Origin of the sequence: Micromonospora sp. WMMA1923 (assembly GCF_049179195.1) — a bacterium.
GTDB classification, from domain to species: Bacteria; Actinomycetota; Actinomycetes; order Mycobacteriales; family Micromonosporaceae; genus Micromonospora; species Micromonospora yangpuensis.
In genome coordinates this window covers 510,348-526,170 of record NZ_JBMHLZ010000001.1, presented here as the reverse complement: position 1 = coordinate 526,170, position 15,823 = coordinate 510,348, and the positions used below count along the sequence as shown (strand labels likewise).

Annotated in this window: 12 protein-coding genes; 3 read left to right on the top strand and 9 right to left on the bottom strand. The window is 73.0% G+C overall.

The window, feature by feature from the left end; translation table 11 throughout:
- Positions 1-14: 14 nt before the first annotated feature.
- The 3 genes from ACN28G_RS02420 to ACN28G_RS02410 form a co-directional block, all read right to left on the bottom strand.
- Complete coding sequence (locus ACN28G_RS02420) at positions 15-257, bottom strand: zinc-ribbon domain-containing protein (RefSeq protein ID WP_091435003.1); 243 nt, start codon at positions 255-257, stop codon at positions 15-17.
- A 70-nt stretch (positions 258-327) separates the two neighbouring features.
- Positions 328-1,674 (bottom strand): class I SAM-dependent methyltransferase, encoded by a 1,347-nt coding sequence (locus tag ACN28G_RS02415; RefSeq protein WP_091435001.1) that lies wholly within the window; start codon positions 1,672-1,674, stop codon positions 328-330.
- Positions 1,671-3,023 carry an FAD-binding oxidoreductase gene (locus ACN28G_RS02410; protein WP_421480847.1) on the bottom strand — a complete coding sequence of 451 codons (1,353 nt, stop codon included), beginning with the start codon at positions 3,021-3,023 and terminating at the stop codon, positions 1,671-1,673. The genes ACN28G_RS02415 and ACN28G_RS02410 overlap by 4 nt, the downstream gene beginning before the upstream one ends.
- Before the next feature lie 186 nt (positions 3,024-3,209).
- Here ACN28G_RS02410 and ACN28G_RS02405 point away from each other — a divergent pair, with 186 nt between their 5' ends.
- The 3 genes from ACN28G_RS02405 to ACN28G_RS02395 all read left to right on the top strand — a co-directional run bounded on the left by ACN28G_RS02405 (position 3,210) and on the right by ACN28G_RS02395 (position 5,182).
- A complete protein-coding gene (locus ACN28G_RS02405) occupies positions 3,210-3,494 on the top strand; it encodes a DUF427 domain-containing protein (RefSeq protein ID WP_421478281.1) in 285 nt (94 codons plus the stop codon).
- A 58-nt stretch (positions 3,495-3,552) separates the two neighbouring features.
- The gene (locus ACN28G_RS02400; RefSeq protein WP_421478280.1) at positions 3,553-4,617 is read left to right on the top strand and encodes an RICIN domain-containing protein; all 1,065 of its coding nucleotides are present in this window, start codon (positions 3,553-3,555) and stop codon (positions 4,615-4,617) included.
- Positions 4,618-4,714: 97 nt separating this feature from the next.
- Positions 4,715-5,182, top strand: a complete 468-nt coding sequence (locus ACN28G_RS02395) for a hypothetical protein (protein ID WP_091434996.1) — start codon at positions 4,715-4,717, stop codon at positions 5,180-5,182.
- Between the two features lie 467 nt (positions 5,183-5,649).
- Here ACN28G_RS02395 and ACN28G_RS02390 read toward each other — a convergent pair whose 3' ends face one another.
- The 6 genes from ACN28G_RS02390 to ACN28G_RS02365 form a co-directional block, all read right to left on the bottom strand.
- Entirely contained in the window at positions 5,650-7,602 is a 1,953-nt protein-coding gene (locus ACN28G_RS02390) for a vWA domain-containing protein (RefSeq protein ID WP_091434994.1), read from the bottom strand.
- Positions 7,603-7,604: 2 nt separating this feature from the next.
- Positions 7,605-9,182 carry a magnesium chelatase gene (locus ACN28G_RS02385; protein WP_091434992.1) on the bottom strand — a complete coding sequence of 526 codons (1,578 nt, stop codon included), beginning with the start codon at positions 9,180-9,182 and terminating at the stop codon, positions 7,605-7,607.
- A gap of 158 nt (positions 9,183-9,340) precedes the next feature.
- Positions 9,341-10,309, bottom strand: coding sequence for an aldo/keto reductase (locus tag ACN28G_RS02380; RefSeq protein WP_091434989.1), 969 nt, complete (start codon positions 10,307-10,309; stop codon positions 9,341-9,343).
- Between the two features lie 64 nt (positions 10,310-10,373).
- A complete protein-coding gene (locus tag ACN28G_RS02375; protein ID WP_421478279.1) occupies positions 10,374-11,990 on the bottom strand; it encodes a right-handed parallel beta-helix repeat-containing protein in 1,617 nt (538 codons plus the stop codon).
- A 75-nt stretch (positions 11,991-12,065) separates the two neighbouring features.
- Positions 12,066-14,432, bottom strand: a complete 2,367-nt coding sequence (locus ACN28G_RS02370; RefSeq protein ID WP_421478278.1) for an endo-1,3-alpha-glucanase family glycosylhydrolase — start codon at positions 14,430-14,432, stop codon at positions 12,066-12,068.
- A complete protein-coding gene (locus ACN28G_RS02365) occupies positions 14,429-15,796 on the bottom strand; it encodes an alkaline phosphatase family protein (protein WP_421478277.1) in 1,368 nt (455 codons plus the stop codon). The genes ACN28G_RS02370 and ACN28G_RS02365 overlap by 4 nt, the downstream gene beginning before the upstream one ends.
- Positions 15,797-15,823: the final 27 nt, after the last annotated feature.

Sequence of the window (15,823 nt, the reverse complement as noted above, 5' to 3'; positions counted from 1 at the left end):
GCAGAGGAAGCGGGTCATCGAGCGACCGGCGCCGTGGCCCGGCTCGCCTCGTCGCGGCTGATCACGTCCTCCGCCCCGCAGAAGGTGCACTGCCGCACGAACCGGGTCCGGATCGGGATCAGCGGCACGAAGAAGAGGGTGAACCTGGTCGAGTGGCGGGTGACCACCTGCGCGGCCTGTTTGCCGCAGTACCGGCAGACCGCGGTGACCACCCCCGAGCGGTGCACCTTGGTGCGCAGTCCGAAGATGAAGAACATCGCTCGCCTTTACCCCGCCCCGGCGGAACCTACTCGTCGTTTGGCCGGTCCAGTCGGGGCGCGGCGTCGGTCAGGGGGTCCAGTCGGGGCGCAGCGGGAAGGGCCGCTCACCGGTGGGGTCGACCGGGGTGGCCAGCACCTGGTGCAGCTGGACGCCGTTGCGTTCGAAGGAGAAACGGGCCCCGGCCATGTAGAGGCCCCACACCCGGGCGGTGCCCGTACCCACCTCGGCCACGCAGGCGTCCCAGTTCGCCGCCAGGTTGGCGCACCAGCGGGCCAGGGTCAGCGCGTAGTGCCGGCGCAGGTTCTCGGCGTGCTGCACCTCCAGGCCCACGTCGTGCAGCTCGCCGATCAGCCGACCCGGCCCGGCCAGCTCGCCGTCGGGGAAGACGTACCTGTCGATGAACGCCCCGGAGCGGTGCGCGGCCCGGTTGTCCGGTCGGGTGATGCAGTGGTTGAGCAGCCGGCCGTGCGGACTCAGCCGGTCCCGCAGCGCGGCGAAGTACGCCGGGTAGTTGCGGACTCCGATGTGCTCGGTCAGCCCGATCGAGGAGATCGCGTCGAACCGCCCCGGTGGGGCGTCCCGGTAGTCCAGGTGCCGTACCTCGGCCAGCCCGGTCAGCCCCTCCTTCTCGATGGCGGCCTGCGCCCACCGGGCCTGCTCCCGGGAGAGGGTCACCCCGAGGGCGCGTACCCCGTGCTCACGGGCCGCGTGCCGGACCATGCCGCCCCACCCGCAGCCGACGTCGAGCAGCCGCATCCCCGGCCGCAGCGCCAGCTTGCCGGCGACCAGCTCGTACTTGGCCCACTGGGCCTGCTCCAGGGTGTCGTCCGGCGAGCCGAAGACGGCACAGGTGTACGTCATCGACGGCCCGAGCACCCGCTCGTAGAACGCGTTCGACACGTCGTAGTGGTGCGAGATCACCGAGCTGTCCCGGCTCCGGGAGTGCCGCAGCCCGCCCAGCACCCGACGCCAGCGGGGCGGGGCCTCCTGCGGCGGGGGCACCGGCGGCAGCAGCCGTTCCCAGCCCAGCCCCCGCACCAGCGCCAACGCCTCGACCAGGCCCGGGGTGCGCAGCCGCAGCTCGTCGGCGAGCAGCCGCAACGCCGGGTACGGATCGCCCGGGTGCACCCCGAGCAGGGCCAGGTCACCGCTGACGTACGCCCGCGCCAGCCCCAGGTCACCCGGGGCGGTGAGCAGGTACGACAGGCCACGCTCGGAACGGATGGCCAGGGTGTAGCCGCTGTCGGCGGGGCCGAGCGCGCTGCCGTCGTACCCGGTGATCCGCACCGGCAGGTCCCCGACGGTCGACGCGCGGACGACGTCGGCCACGGTGGTGCGCGTCCGGCGGCCCGGCGGCCGGCCGGCGGGATCTGCCCGGTCGGCCGGGGTCCGGTGCTTCTCGGTCAGGCTCATCGCCGGGTCACCGCCTTCTCGTAGAGTCCGGTGAGCCGGTGGTCCGGGTCGTACCGTTCCCGCACCGCCCGCCAGGTCGGGCCGCCGTAGAGCCGCTCGAAGGACACCCGGTCGTAGTACGCGTCGGAGTAGAGCGACTTGTGCCCCCCGGCGGTGGCCACCGCGCGCTCGATCGACCGGTTGAGGTCGCCGTCGGCGGCCCCGGCCGGGATCGGCACGCTCCCCCAGAACCCGATGTTGACGTAGGTCTGCCCCGGTCGCAGCGGATACAACGGCCAGGCGGTGGCGCTGCCCGGCCCGGCCGGCTCGCGCAGTCGCAGCGGGCATAGCCAGACCGGGGCCATCCGCACCGTGTCGGCGAACCAGCGCAGGAACTCCGCCGTGCGGTCCAGCGGGATCTCCACGTCCTGCACCACCCGTTCCCGGGGCGGCCGGCCGCGCCACCTGTCGATCCGGGCGGCCACCTGGTGCCGGTGTTCCCAGCGGACCAGCCGGTGGTAGACGTCGCTGCGCCGCCACCGCGCCGGCCAGATCCGGCGTACCACCGGGTGCTGCACCCCGAAGGCCGCCGAACACCAGAACCAGTCGGTGTCCCACCGCCAGAGGTAGTCGTGGGTCCGCAGCGTGTCCCGCCTCCGCTCGCGCAGCGAGCGGTAGTAGATCGCCTGGCCGGTGTAGTCGCTGACCCCGGCCGCGTCGTCGGTGAAGGTCCCGAGCACCAGGTACGCCTCATCCGGGGCGAAGAGCACCCCGTCCAGCGCGTCGACCGGCTCGCCGGCCCAGGAACGGGTCTCGGTGATCTCGCCGATCGCGTCGGTCAGCTCGGCCAGGCCGGTGAACCGGACGTTGCGCAGGGCCACGTACCGGCGTACCGGTTGCAGCTCGATGCGCAGCCGGGTGGCGTACCCGAGACTGCCCAGCGAGTTGGGGAAGGCGGCGAACAGGTCGGCGTGCTCGCCCTGCGGGGCGCAGGTGAGCAGCTCACCGCTGCCGGTCAGCACGTCCATCTCGCGCACCGACTCGTGCGGCAGGCCGTGCCGGAACGAGGTCGACTCGATGCCCAGCCCGGTCACCGCCCCGCCCAGGGTGATGGTGCGCAACTGCGGCACCACCAGCGGCATCAGGCCGTGCGCCAGGGTGGCGTCGACGAGGTCCGCGTAGGTGCACATGCCCTGCACGTCGGCGGTACGGGTGACCGGGTCGACGGCGAGCACCCCGGCCAGGCCACTGACGTCCAGCCCCGGTACCCGGGGCTGGACCCGGGGACGGAACAGGTTGGAGGTGCGTTTGGCCAGCCGTACGGTCTCCCCGGCGGGCACCGCCGCGTACGACCGCCGTAGCCGCCGCACCGCCGCCTCGTGGTCGACCGCCCGGTCCCGGGCCACCGCCTCCGGACGACCGGTCTTCCCGTGGCCGGTCTCCCCTTGACCCGCCGCCCGCTCGGCACGCACCGCACACATGCGATCACTGTAGGCGTTCGACTGCGGAATGTCGGGCAGGGTTGCGGCGTGGCCCGCAGCACCTAGGCTGGCGACATGCCGAAAGCCGTCTGGAACGACCTGGTGATCGCCGAGAGCGACGACACGGTGGTGGTCGAGGGCAACCACTACTTCCCCCGAGCGGCGCTGCGTGACGACGTGCTGCGGGAGTCCCCGACGCGGACCGTCTGCCCGTGGAAGGGCACCGCGTCCTACTACAGCCTGGAGTCCGACGGCCGGGCCAGCACCGACGCGGTCTGGTACTACCCCGAACCGAAGGCGGAGGCCGAAATGATCCGCGACCGGGTGGCCTTCTGGAAGGACGTGACCGTCGTCGACTGACCACCCGGCGGCGGGGGTCGGCTGGCCATCGGGGCCCCGGTCGGGTGAGGATGCCAGCATGGCCGTCAGCGACCCGTCGTCCCGTGACACCTCCGGCACCGTCTACGGCGGGCCACCCGCCCGCCGCGGACACGGCACCGGGCAGGACAACACCGGGTACGGCGGCCGCGGCTTCGGCACCGGACAGGACGCCAGCGGGTACGGCGGCCGCGGTTACGGCACCGGACAGGACGCCAGCGGGTACGGCGGCCGCGGTTACGGCACCGGACAGGACGCCAGCGGGTACGGCGGCCGCGGTTACGGCACCGGACAGGACGCCAGCGGGTACGGCGGCCGCGGTTACGGCACCGGACAGGACGCCAGCGGGTACGGCGGCCGCGGTTACGGCACCGGACAGGAGGGCCATCCCGGGCGGGCCGGCCGTCGGCGGGACGCGCCACGGGTCGGCCGCGGCGGGCTGACCCGGGATCCGCTGTTGCGGGCCGCTTCGGCGGTCGGGCTGGTGGGCGTACTGCTGGGGGTGTTCTTCGCCACCGGCGTGCTCGGCGGCGGTGACCAGCCGGCGGTACCGACGAAGGCCGCAGCCGTGGCAGCGCCGAGCGCGGCACCGGAGCCGGAGCCGGAGCCCACCCCCTCGACGGTCGAGGCGACCCCCACCGCGGAACCGACGCCGACCCCCTCGGCCAGCACCGCCGCCGCCCCGGCGGGTCGGTCCGGACCGACGGTGTTCCAGGGCGTCGGCTCCGGACGCTGCGTCGCCGCCGAGGGCGGTCACCAGACGGCCCGCGCTCTGCTCGCCGACTGCACCGGTGCCCCCGAGCAGCAGTGGGTGGCCAACCAGGTGGCACCGGACGTGATCACCCTGACCAACGCCGCGTACGGCCAGTGCCTGGACGTCGAGGGTGCCAGCGGCGACGACGGGGCGAAGATCCAGCAGTTCCCCTGCCACGGCGAGCCGAACCAGCAGTGGCGGCTGAGCGCTGTCGGCTCCGGCCCGGTGCTGTTGGTGAGCGTGGCCTCCGGCCGGTGCGCGCAGGTCCGCGACGCCGGCACCGGGGTCGGTGCCGAGATCATCCAGGTGGGCTGCACCGGCAGCCCCGAACAACAGTGGGCCATCAACTGACGGTTCCACCCGCCCCGCCCGCCCCGGGTGGCCCGTCCGGGTGAATCCGACGGGCGTCACCGGCCCGGCCGACGGGCGGTCGGGGTTGACTGGGGGCATGGAGAGCGGCCGGCTGCGCGAGGCGTACGAGGAGGTGTTCGCGGAGATCGACGCCGGCGGGTTCGGACCGCCGGCCGAGGGGGACCTCACCGCCGAGCAGATCGTGGCGCACCTCGCCGCCAACGACGAGTTGATGAACGAGGCGATGGAGGCGGTGCTGGCCGGCTCGCACTTCGCCTACTACGACCTGGCGAGCATCCACCGCCCACAGTTGGACGAATTGGTCGCGGAGTGCGGCGGGATGGCCGGGCTGGCCGGGCTGCTCCGGACGACCAGCTCGAAGCTCTGCACCCTGGCCGAGCGGCTCGGCCCGGCGGCGCAGACCCCGGTCGAGACCCACCTACGGGAGGGCTTCTCCCTGGTCGTCGACGAGGTGCTGCCCTGGGAACGCACCCTCGACCTGCACCTGCGCGTCCACCTCCCGGCCCACCTGGAACAACTCCGGGCCCTACGCACCCCACCCTGACCACCTCCCGGGCGGCTCACGGGGTCGATCGTGGATCGAGTGATCCCCCGGTCCGCCGAGACCACGTTCTCGCCAATCGAGCGGCGTCAACGCCCGTCGGGACCACGTTTTCGTGGATCGAGCGGCGACAGCACCGGTTGAGGCCACCACATCCCGGATCGAGTGGCGACAGGGCCGCCGCGACCACCACAACCAGGATCGAGCAGCCACAGCGCCCAAACCGACCACCACATCGTGGATCGAGCGGCGACAGCGCCCACCCCACCACCACATCCTGGATCTGGTGGGGTCAGCACCCGCCGCGACCACCGCATCCCGGATCGAGCGGCCACAGCGCCCGGCCCGACCACCACAACCCGGATCGAGCGGCGTCAGCGCCCGGCCGACCATCACAACCTGGATCGAGTGGCCACAGCGCCCGGTCGAGGGCACGGTTTCGTGGATCGGGCAGCCGGGTGGGGCGGAGGTCAGCGGCGGCCGTGGCGGGCGCGCAGGTAGTCGGAGACGACGTACTCGCCCAGGTCGTCGGGGTCGGGGGTGAACACCCGGCCCCGGCTGCGGCGGGCCACCGCCGCCACGAACCGGCGCAGGCCCGGGTCGTCACCGAGCATGAACAGGTTCAGCGTGGCGCGGTAGCGGGTGAGCCGGTCGACCTCCAGGATCGTGGCCTCGATGGTCTCCGGCAGGGGCGGCCAGTGGAAGCGCGGCTCACCGTCGACCGGGTCCAGGTGCGCGGTCGGCTCACCGTCGGTGACCACCAGCACCACCGGTTCGGCGTCCGGGTGCCGCCGCAGGTGCCGGCCGGCCAGCCGCAACGCGTGCTGCAGGTTGGTGCCCTGCACCATGTCCGGTTCGGCCGCGGCCAGCTCCTGCTGGGTCATCGGCACCGCCTGCCGACCGAAGCCGACGATCTGCAGCGCGTCCTGCGGGAACCGGGTCGCCATCAGGTGCGACAGCGCCAACGCGGTCTGCTTCATCGGCCCCCACCGGCCCTGCGAGATCATCGAGTACGACAGGTCGACGCAGAGCGCCACCGCCGCCGACGCCCGCCGCTCGGTCTCGACCACCTCGAAGTCCTCGACGGTGAGCCGCACCGGAACGCTCGGGCCGGCCCGGTGGACCGCCCGGGTGATCGTGCGCACCACGTCCAGGGGCTGCTCGTCGCCGTACTCCCAGCGTCGGGACGCGCCGCTGACCTCGCCGGCGGCCCCGGCCGAACGCAGGTCGTGCTGACCGCGCGGCCCCGCGGAGAGGTCGGCGAAGACCCGGCGCAACGCGGTACCGGCCAACCGGCGCAGCGCCTTCGGGCTCAACGTCAGCCCGTCGGCGTCCCGGTCCACCCAGCCCTGCCGGCGCAGCTCCCGTTCCAGCTCCCGCAACCGGCGTACGTCGTCGGCGGCGTCGCGCCCCAACGTCCGGGCGACCGCCTCGACGTCGACGTCGTCCAGGGTCGCCCCGGGATGCTCCTGGTCGAGCTGGTCCAGCAGCTCGTCCAACTCGGCCAGGTCACCGAGCGCGCCGGCGGCCTCGGAGTAGCCGAGGGGTTCGTTGCCCCGGACCCGCTCGCTCCGGCCCCAGCCCAGGTCGGGCCGGAGCGCCCGCAGGTTGGCGTCCAGGGTGGCCAACTGGTCGTCGAGGCGGTCACCGAGCGACTGGCGCATCAGGCCGGCCAGTTCCTGGCGCTGCCGGTCGGTCAACGACCCCAGTAGCCGCTGCGCGGCCGCGGACCGCCGGGCCAGCACGTCGACCAGCTCGTCGACGTCCCGGGGGCGTTCCGGGAAGAACTCACCGTGCCGGCGCATGAACTCGGCGAACGCGTCGCTGGTGTCCTCGGCCCGGGCGTGCCGGGCCAGCAGGTCGTTCAGGTCGCGCATCAGCTCGGCCAGCCGCGCCTGCGCCGCCGGGTCGGCGGCGGAGCGGGCCGCCTCCCGCAGCCCGACGAAGCGCTGCTCCAGCACCTCGCCGCGCAGGCCGTCGAGAATCCGCTGGTACGTCTGCCGGGCCTCGTCGCTGGCCCAGGAGTACCCGTCCAGCTCCTGCACGGCGCGGGCGGTGGAGCGGGGCAGGTTGTCCAGCACCGCCTCGGCGAACCGGGCCGCCTCGTCGGCACGGCCCCGCAGCTCGTCGCGTTCCGCGGCGAGCGCCTGGTCGAGCAGGGCCCGGGCCCGGGTCACCGCACCGTCCAGATTGCCCCGGCGCAGCGCCTCCCGACGCAACCGCCGGGCCCGCGCCGCCAGGTCGTCCAGGCCACCCCGCCCGTTCGGACCCTGACGCAGCAGGTCCCGCAGGGCATCCCGGAGGCTCTCGCCGGCCAGCACCTGCGCGCCGACGGAATCGACCGCCTCCCGCACGTCGTACGGGGGTGCCAGCGGGTCGGGGCCGCCGCGCCACTGCCCGTACCGGAACCGGTTGCCGGCCACGGTCAGCCCCGGCTGCCGTAGCGGGCCCGGCCGTCCTCGGTGACGTCCTTGCCGAGGCGGCGGGTCAGGTGCAGCCCCTCCAGGACGAACTCGATGCCGGCGGCGGCCTGCCCCGGGGTGGGCGCGTCACCCAGGCCGAGCCGGTCCAGCACCTTGGCCAGCCCGCCGATGGTGCCGACCTGGCCCAGCAGGTCGGCGTCCGGCACCAGCTCACCGGTCTCGATCACCGCCCCGTCGGCGACCAGACCGGTGAACCCGGACAGGTCCAACCCGGCCAGCCGGGCCCGGAACGTCTCGGCGGTGGCGGTACGCAGCAGGTGGCCGAGGATCTCGGTCTCCCGGCCCTCCTCGCCGCTCTCGAACTCGACCTTCCCGCGCAGGGTGCTGGTCACCGACACCGCATCCCCCACCCGAGCCACCGCCCCCTCGGTAAGGAAGGGCCCCCTGTTAACGCTTTCTGATGTATAGGGGTCCCTTCCAAACACCTGGGCGGCGGCGGACCCGATGGCAGGCGCGGCGGGCGTGGTGGCGGGGGTGGTGGTGGCAGGCGCGGTGGGGGTGGTGGTGGGCGTGGCGAGGAGGGCGGCGCGACGTAGGGCGGCGGCGGCCACCGTCTCGGCTGCGGCGATGGCGAACCGGGCCGAGACGCCGGAGCGTACGTCGACCGAGGGCGACTCGCGCACCGCGCGGGCGAAACGGGCCAGCACCTCGAGCACGTGCTCGGGCACCTCGGCGACCAGGTCGGCCTCCTGCCGGATCAGTGCCAGCTCCAGCTCCAGGTCGAGCGGGTAGTGGGTACGCACCTCGGCGCCGAACCGGTCCTTGAGCGGGGTGATGATCCGGCCCCGGTTGGTGTAGTCCTCCGGGTTGGCGCTGGCCACCAGGAGCAGGTCCAACGGCAGCCGCAACTGGTAGCCGCGGACCTGGATGTCGCGCTCCTCCAGCACGTTGAGCAGCGCCACCTGGATCCGTTCGGCCAGGTCGGGCAGCTCGTTGACGGCGAAGATGCCCCGGTTGGTCCGGGGCACCAGGCCGAAGTGGATGGTCTCCGGATCGCCGAGGGTGCGCCCCTGGGCGATCCGGATCGGGTCCACGTCACCGATCAGGTCGCCGACGCTGGTGTCCGGGGTGGCCAGCTTCTCGCCGTACCGCAGCGAACGGTGCAGCCAGCCGACCGGCAGGTCGTCGCCGGCCTCGGCGACCAGCGCTCGGGAGGCCGGGGTGACCGGGTGCAGCGGATGCTCGTTGAGCACCGAGCCGACGATCACCGGTGTCCACTCGTCCAGCAGCCCGACCAGCGCCCGGATCAGCCGGGTCTTGCCCTGCCCCCGCTCACCGAGCAGCACCAGGTCGTGGCCGGCCAGCAGGGCCCGCTCGACCTCGGGCAGCACGGTGTCGTCGTACCCGACGATGCCCGGGAAGCGGTCCCCGCCCGCACGCATCGCGGCGAGCAGGTTGTCGCGCAGCTCCTGTTTGACGGTGCGGTACCGGTGCCCGGCCGCACGCAGCTCGCCGAGGGTGCCGGGCAGGTCGGTGGGCGGCACCGGCGGTACCGCGGTAGACGCATCAGACGCAGTCACTCGCCCACGCTAGCTCGCCCGGACACCGAACGGGCGGCCACGCAACGTCACATCCGAGCTACTTTCCGGTCCCGCCGTCGGACCGCCGGCCGCCGACGGACCACCGGCCACCGCTGGACCACCGGCCACCGCGGGTCACCGGCCGACGCGGGCGCGGGTCACCGGCCGACGCGGGCGCGGATCAGCTTGGGTACCGCGGCCAGGCCGGTGACCGGCCGGAACTGCCTCGCGGCGGTGACCAGGGCAGCGTACTCGTCGTCGGTGAGGTCGATCTCGGCGGCGGCGGCGTTGCGTTCCATCTGCTCGACGCTCGACGCGCCGGGGATGGCCACCACGTTCGGGTGGCGCAGCAGGTACGCCAGGGCGATCTGGCTCGGGGTGGCGTCGTGCGCGTCGGCCACCGCGCGCAACGTCTCGATCAACTGGGTGCCGCGGGCCAGGTTCTCCGGCAGGAAGTACGGGTTGGCCCGGCGTACCGACCCGCTCGGCGGGTTGCCGGCGTCGTACCGGCCGGAGAGGAAGCCCTGGGCCAGCGGGCTGTACGCCATCACGATCCGACCGGCCTGGGCGGCGTACGGCAGCAGGTCGTCCTCGGGCCCCCGGTCGAGCATGCTGTACCGGACCTGGTTGGTGAGCACCCGCCGGCCCAGCGCCGCCTCGGCGAACTGCCAGCGGCGCAGGCTGTAGTTGCTCACCCCGACCTCGCCGACCAGGCCGACGTCCTGCAACGTGCGCATGCCGCGCATGGTGGTGGTGTCGGCGATGACCGGGTTGGCCAGGTGCACCTGGTACAGGTCGATGTGGCCGACGCCGAGCCGGGTCGCCGAGGCGACCGCCCGCTGCTGCACCACCGGGGCGACCGGCAGCAGCGGGAAGATCTTGCTGGCCACCACCACCTTGCTCCGGTCCTCGCCGAGGGCCGCGCCGAGGATCCGCTCGCTGCGGCCGAAGCCGTACATCTCGGCGGTGTCGAAGAGGGTGACCCCGAGGTCGAGGGCACGGCGGACGATCTGCGCCGCCCGTTGCTCGTAGTCGGAGCCGTAGCCCCACTCCCGGGAACCGAACTGCCAGGTCCCGAGGCCGATCCTGGACATGGGCTTGGGGGTGTCGAGCTCGACGTAGCGCATGCCCCGACGCTACCCGGGGTGGCCGCCCGGCCGGTCGGAACCGGTCGGACGGCCACCGCGGGCGTCAGCGGTAGAGGGTGTCGGTGCCCATGTCGCGGATCGCGTTGAGCTTGTTCCCGGTGAAGTCGTTGCCGGTGCCGACCACCGTCCGCACGCAGCCGGCGGAGGTGATGTGCAGCCCGTACCGCTGGGTCTTCACCGCCTGGTTGTCGGTGGCCACGTTGCCGGTGACGATGTTGTCGGTGCAGCTCACCCCGCTGATCGTGGCGATCCGGATGCCGTCGTGGTTGGGTGTGACGTTGGCGCTGTCGGTGATGTGGTTGTCGGCGATCCGGTTGTCGTTGCCGCTGTCGACGTTGATCCCGTCCTGACCTGCCTGGTCGATCGTGTTGTCGCTGACGATGTTGTGGTCGGCCGTCTTGTTGGGCTGGTCGGCGCCGGACGAGGCCCGGTTGATCTGGATGCCGTGGCCGCCGACGGCACTGATCGAGCAGCCGGAGACGGTGTTACCGCTGCTGGCCAGCAGCTCGATCCCGTCGCTCGCGGCGCCGGTGATCTCGCAGTCGCGTACCGTGTTGCCCATCGACGACCAGGTCTGGTTCTTGCCGTCGAAGACGACACCGCGTCCCCGGGAGGCGGTCACCCGGACCCGTTCCACCAACACGTTGTTGCCGTCGTCGAAGTCGAGGGCGTCGCTTGTCGTGCGGGCCGGGCCACCAGCGTGGACGGTCAGGTCCCGGATCACCACCCCGTTGAGTCCCTTGGTGTTGAACGGTTCGGTGTCCGCGGCGGCGGAGCTGCTGTTACGCAGCACGGTGGCGGTCATGCCCGCCCCGGCGAAGATGATGTTGCGGATGCTCTCCAGCTTCAGGTACTGCGAGCCGAAGTCGAAGGTGCCGGCCCCGAAGGTGACGGTGCCGCCGCCGAGCGGGTTCAGCTCGGCCACCGCGCTCTCCACCACCGACTTGAGGCTGCCGGTGAAGGTCGGGCCGGCCGCCGCCGACACCGCCCGGTACGTGTCACCGCTGCGACTGACCGTGTACGGCGAGGGGTTCGCCGGCCCGGGGACGACCAGCTCGGGCCGGTTGGTCCCCTCCCGGCTGGTCAGCTTCATGCCGGTGTCGTTGCTGGTGGTCAGGGCGATGGTGACCGGCCCGTTCCCGGTCACCAGCGACGACACGTCCACCGACACCCACCGGCCGGCCGACACCGGTCCGGTGCTGTTGGCCACCGCACCGACCGCCGGCGCGGTCAGGTAGGTGATGGTCGTCTCGCCCCAGGCACCGTCTTCCACCGGGTGTACGGCGAAACCGGTGCTGCTCGCCGTCTCGGCGTACACCCGCAGCACCGCCGAGGGGGTCGATCCGGCCGTGGTCACCTCGAAGCGCAGGTACGTCACCTCCCGGGGCGAACCGTCGACCTTCAGGTACCTGCCGGTGCCGTAGTTGCGGGCCGGGTTGATGCTGTCCACCCAGCTGTCGGCGACCGGATGGTGGACGGTGGGGGCCGCCGACGACGCCGGCCCGGCGAAGCGGTGCCGGGCCGGCGAAGCGGTGCCGTGGGCCGTCGCGCCGGCCCGGTGGATCGGTGTGGTGCCCACCGCGGCGGGCAGGGGCAGGGTCGGTAGCAGCAGGACGAGCACCGGTAGCGCTCGACGGACGGTGCGGCTCGCTCGTGACATGGCAACTCCCCACGTGCCAGTGCCGGGGCGGCGACGGCACCGGTGGCGAGCCGCCCCGATCAGCGGTTGATCACGTCAGACATCCTTCCCCCGGCTCCCCGTCGAGCCGTGAGCATCGGTGGCCGGCCCGCCATCGGCGGACGCGGCGGTGGGACCGCTGGCGGCGGTCGCGGTGGTGGGACCGCTGGCGGCGGTCGCGGTGGTGGGACCGCTGGCGGCGGTCGCGGTGGCGGCAACCCGGGTGCGGCGTCGCCGGATCAGCAGGCCCGCCGGCCCCAGGGCCAGCACGCCGGCCCCGGCCAGCAGCGCCACCCAGGGCGGCAGCGCCCGGTACTCGCCGTCGGCCTGGCTGCTCTCCGGGGACACGTCCGGGTCGAGGGAGACCTCCAGCAGGTCGGCCAGCACCCGCAGGTACGTCGCGCCGAAGCGTTCGCTGGGCTCGATGTGGGTGTTCTCGCTGAACTCGTTCCAGCTGATCACCCCGATCGCGTCGGGCGCGGAGTGCCGGGCGGCGGCGAAGGAGGCCCGCAGCGTCTCGCCGTCCCGGCGACCCACCTGCCGTCGACCGCCGATCAACCGGGCGTCGAAGCCCGGGGTCACCGGCGCGATCCACAGGCCACCGCCCTGCCGTACGGCGCGGGCCATCGCGTCGAGCCGGTCGGTCACCCGGTCGCTCTCCGGATCCGCCGACGACCAGTAGTACGCCTGGCCGTCCAGCGCCGACCGGCTCGACTCGACCGCCTCGACGTTCTTCGCCGTGCCGAGGACCAGCAGGTCCCGGCGGGCCTCGCGGGTGGTCTCGGCGATCTCGTCGGGGTCGAACCGGTCGCTGCCGTTCCAGATCACCACCGGTCGGTCGAAGATGTCGAACACCGGCTCGGCCGCGTACCGCTGGGTGAAGTACCGCAGGTCGGCGCGGACCGTGGCCAGCGGCAACGGGTTCCGGGAGAAGTCGATGCCCTGGTAGACGATGCCCAGCCGGAAGTCCTCCGCGGCGGCCACCTCGACCAGCTTGGCGAGCCGGTCGTCCAGCAGCGGGGTGCGCTTCCAGGAGACCAGGAAGCCGTCGATGCCGGCCGCCTTGGCCATCCGGACGTGCCGGCGCATGATCTCGGTGTCGTCACTGGAGTACCGGCCCAGCGCCGGGTAGTCGACCTTCGCCCGGTTCCAGGAGGTCGCGTTGAACCAGATGTAGTAGTGCGCCAGCACCGGGGTCGGGCGCACCGTCGACGCACCGGCCGACCCGGACCGGGCCGGCACCGCGGCCATCGCCGGCCGGGCCGGCACCGCAGCCATCGCCGGCCGGGCCGGCACCGGGCAGAGCAGGCCGGCGAGCAGCACAGCTGCCGCGGCGGCGGCGCCGGTGGTCACCGCGTGCCGGTCCGGCCGGGTCGGTGGGCGTTCCCGGCGTTGCCGGGGCCGCCACGGCGGGCCGGTGCCGGATCCGCGCCGCCAGCGCAGCCGTCGCCGCAGGTGCGGGCGACCGATCAGGACCAAACCGATGGCGAGGGTGAGCAGCCCGGCGACGACCAACCCCAGGTCGAACGGGGTGATCACGGTGAGGACCACCTGCTGGTCCCGGCTGATGCTGACCGGCCGGGCGAAGGACACCCCGCCACCGGCGACCGTGACGGTGTACGTACCCCGGGGCAGGTCGGGCACGACGGCCGTGCGGTCGGCGGCGAACCGGAGCCGCTCGACGCGGCCGTCGGCCCTGGTGAGCGCGATGCCGTCACCGGCGGACCAGCCGAAGAACATGTCGGTGGCGGTGAAGGACACCCGGTAGAACAGCAACCGTACGGTCCAGCTCTGCAGGTCCCACGGCACGAACTTCTGCCCGGCCCGGTTCACCACCGAGGCGCCGTCCACGACCACGTCGTCCACCACGTAGTACAGCCGTTTCGAGGCGAGCCCGCGCGGACCCTGCTGGGTACGGCTCTCGGCCACCCAGAGTGGCTCGCGCAGCTGCCTGCCCGCGAGGTTGAAGATCTCGCCGGTGTTGCTGCGCAACCGCATGGTGCTGACCCGGTCGATCGGCACCGCCTCGTCGAAGCGGTTCAGGAAGTTCCAGTGCACCTGCCGGATGGTGCGCAGTCCCACCTCGACGATCCGTCCCCGGACCCCGTGGTCGACGCTGCCCCGGGTCCGGTCGAAGACCACCCGACGGCCCTCGGCGACGGTCGTGGGCAGCACCGAGAGCCGGTCGTCCAGGCCGGTGAAGTTACGCACCCGCAGCTTCATCCGGCCCAGCCGGTCGGACCGGGCGGTGTCGCCGTCGACCTTCGCGGTCACCCCGGCGATCGGCGGGACCAGTTGCAGGCGCAGCGTGCCGGGCAGCGCCGAGGCGGGCGCGGCCGGCGCGGTGCCGGGCAGCAGGAGCACCGCCAGCACCACCGGACCGGTCGGTACCAGGCACCGCCAGAGCCATCGACGCGCGGTCACCGGGCTCGCCGCCCACGGACCAGGGCCACCCCGAGCAGCGCGCCGACCAGCCCCAGGGCGGTGGCGTACGAGGCGTAGACGGGCACCGGATCGGGTCGGTGCACGGCGGCCGGTTCCCGTTCGGTGCCGAGCAGCACGGCGGGGCGTGGTGGTGACCGGAAGTCGAACGCGCCGAGGAAGGTCTCCGCCTTGGCGTCCCGCTCGGCCAACGGTTCGACCCCCCAGTTGACCTGGATGAACTTCAGCGCCGAGGTGAAGTCGAGGGTGGTCGAGTCGACGTACCCGCGCCGAGCGTACGGACTGACCAGCAGGGTGGGCACCCGGAAGCCGTACCCGTAGCGGTCGACCTGCGGTGGCTTGACGTGGTCGTACCAGCCGCCCCAGTCGTCGTAGGACCAGAGGAACGCCGACGAGGGCCAGGCCGGTGAACGCATCAGCTGGGTGATCAACGAGCGGACCAGGTTCTGCCCGGAGGCGATGTTGCCCGGCGGGTGTTCGCTGTTGCCCGACGGCGCGACGAACGAGACCGCGGGCAGGTTGCCGGTGGCCGCGTCGGTGTAGTACTCGTCCAGGTCCACGATCTTGCTGGAGAGCCTGGGGTCGTCGACGTACCGCGCGTAGGCCAGCAGCGGCACCCAGATGACCTGCGCCCCGCGGTCGATGTTCTCCTCCTCGACCCGGGACCGGAAGGTGATCGTCGGGTCGTAGTTCTGCACGTAGAACTTCCAGCTGATGCCGGCGGCCTCCAGCCGGTCGAAGATGGTCGGGATGTCGCCCCAGCCCTGCGCCGGGATGGTCTCCGCCTTGCCGGCCGCGCCGGGTCCGCCGGTCACCCGGTACATGTGGTTGCGGATGCTGCCGGAGTTCGACGAGCTGAAGAAGCGGTCGAAGAGCACGTACTCGTCGGCGACGTTCCAGTAGAACGGCAGGTCCCGGTCGTCGTAGTAGGCCATCGCCATCTTGCCGTCCTTGCCCTGGCTGCTCACCCCCTCGACGAAGCCGTCCATCCGGCCGCCGTTGTACTGCTGCCGGAACGCCTCGGCGGAGTGGTCCAGGTCGATCGCACCCAGGTCGCCGATGTGGAACGGGGTGACGCAGGGTTCCGGCTGGCCGGCCTTGACCGGCATGCAGACGTCCTTCGGGATGCCGTCGACCCCTTCCCGGGTACCGAAGTAGTTGTCGAAGGTGTGGTTCTCCTGCATCAGGAAGATGAAGTGGTCGATCGGCGTCGTGGTGGCCGGCCCGGCGGCGGGGGCCGCCAGCGCCGCACCGGCCGGGGCCAGGTTGGCCAGCAGGAGGGCGAGCAGCAGCGCGGCGGCCGAGGTCAGCCGGCGGCGACCGGTACGGGTACCGGGGTCAGTCATCGGTTTCCTTCCAGGCATGCCCCGGCG

Excerpts from the sequence above, each read along its gene's own strand:
- ACN28G_RS02420 (WP_091435003.1), bottom strand. The coding sequence starts at position 257 with ATGTTCTTCATCTTCGGACTGCGCACCAAGGTGCACCGCTCGGGGGTG.
- ACN28G_RS02415 (WP_091435001.1), bottom strand. The coding sequence starts at position 1,674 with ATGAGCCTGACCGAGAAGCACCGGACCCCGGCCGACCGGGCAGATCCC.
- ACN28G_RS02405 (WP_421478281.1), top strand. The coding sequence starts at position 3,210 with ATGCCGAAAGCCGTCTGGAACGACCTGGTGATCGCCGAGAGCGACGAC.
- ACN28G_RS02400 (WP_421478280.1), top strand. The coding sequence starts at position 3,553 with ATGGCCGTCAGCGACCCGTCGTCCCGTGACACCTCCGGCACCGTCTAC.
- ACN28G_RS02395 (WP_091434996.1), top strand. The coding sequence starts at position 4,715 with ATGGAGAGCGGCCGGCTGCGCGAGGCGTACGAGGAGGTGTTCGCGGAG.
- ACN28G_RS02380 (WP_091434989.1), bottom strand. The coding sequence starts at position 10,309 with ATGCGCTACGTCGAGCTCGACACCCCCAAGCCCATGTCCAGGATCGGC.
- ACN28G_RS02375 (WP_421478279.1), bottom strand. The coding sequence starts at position 11,990 with ATGTCACGAGCGAGCCGCACCGTCCGTCGAGCGCTACCGGTGCTCGTC.
- ACN28G_RS02365 (WP_421478277.1), bottom strand. The coding sequence starts at position 15,796 with ATGACTGACCCCGGTACCCGTACCGGTCGCCGCCGGCTGACCTCGGCC.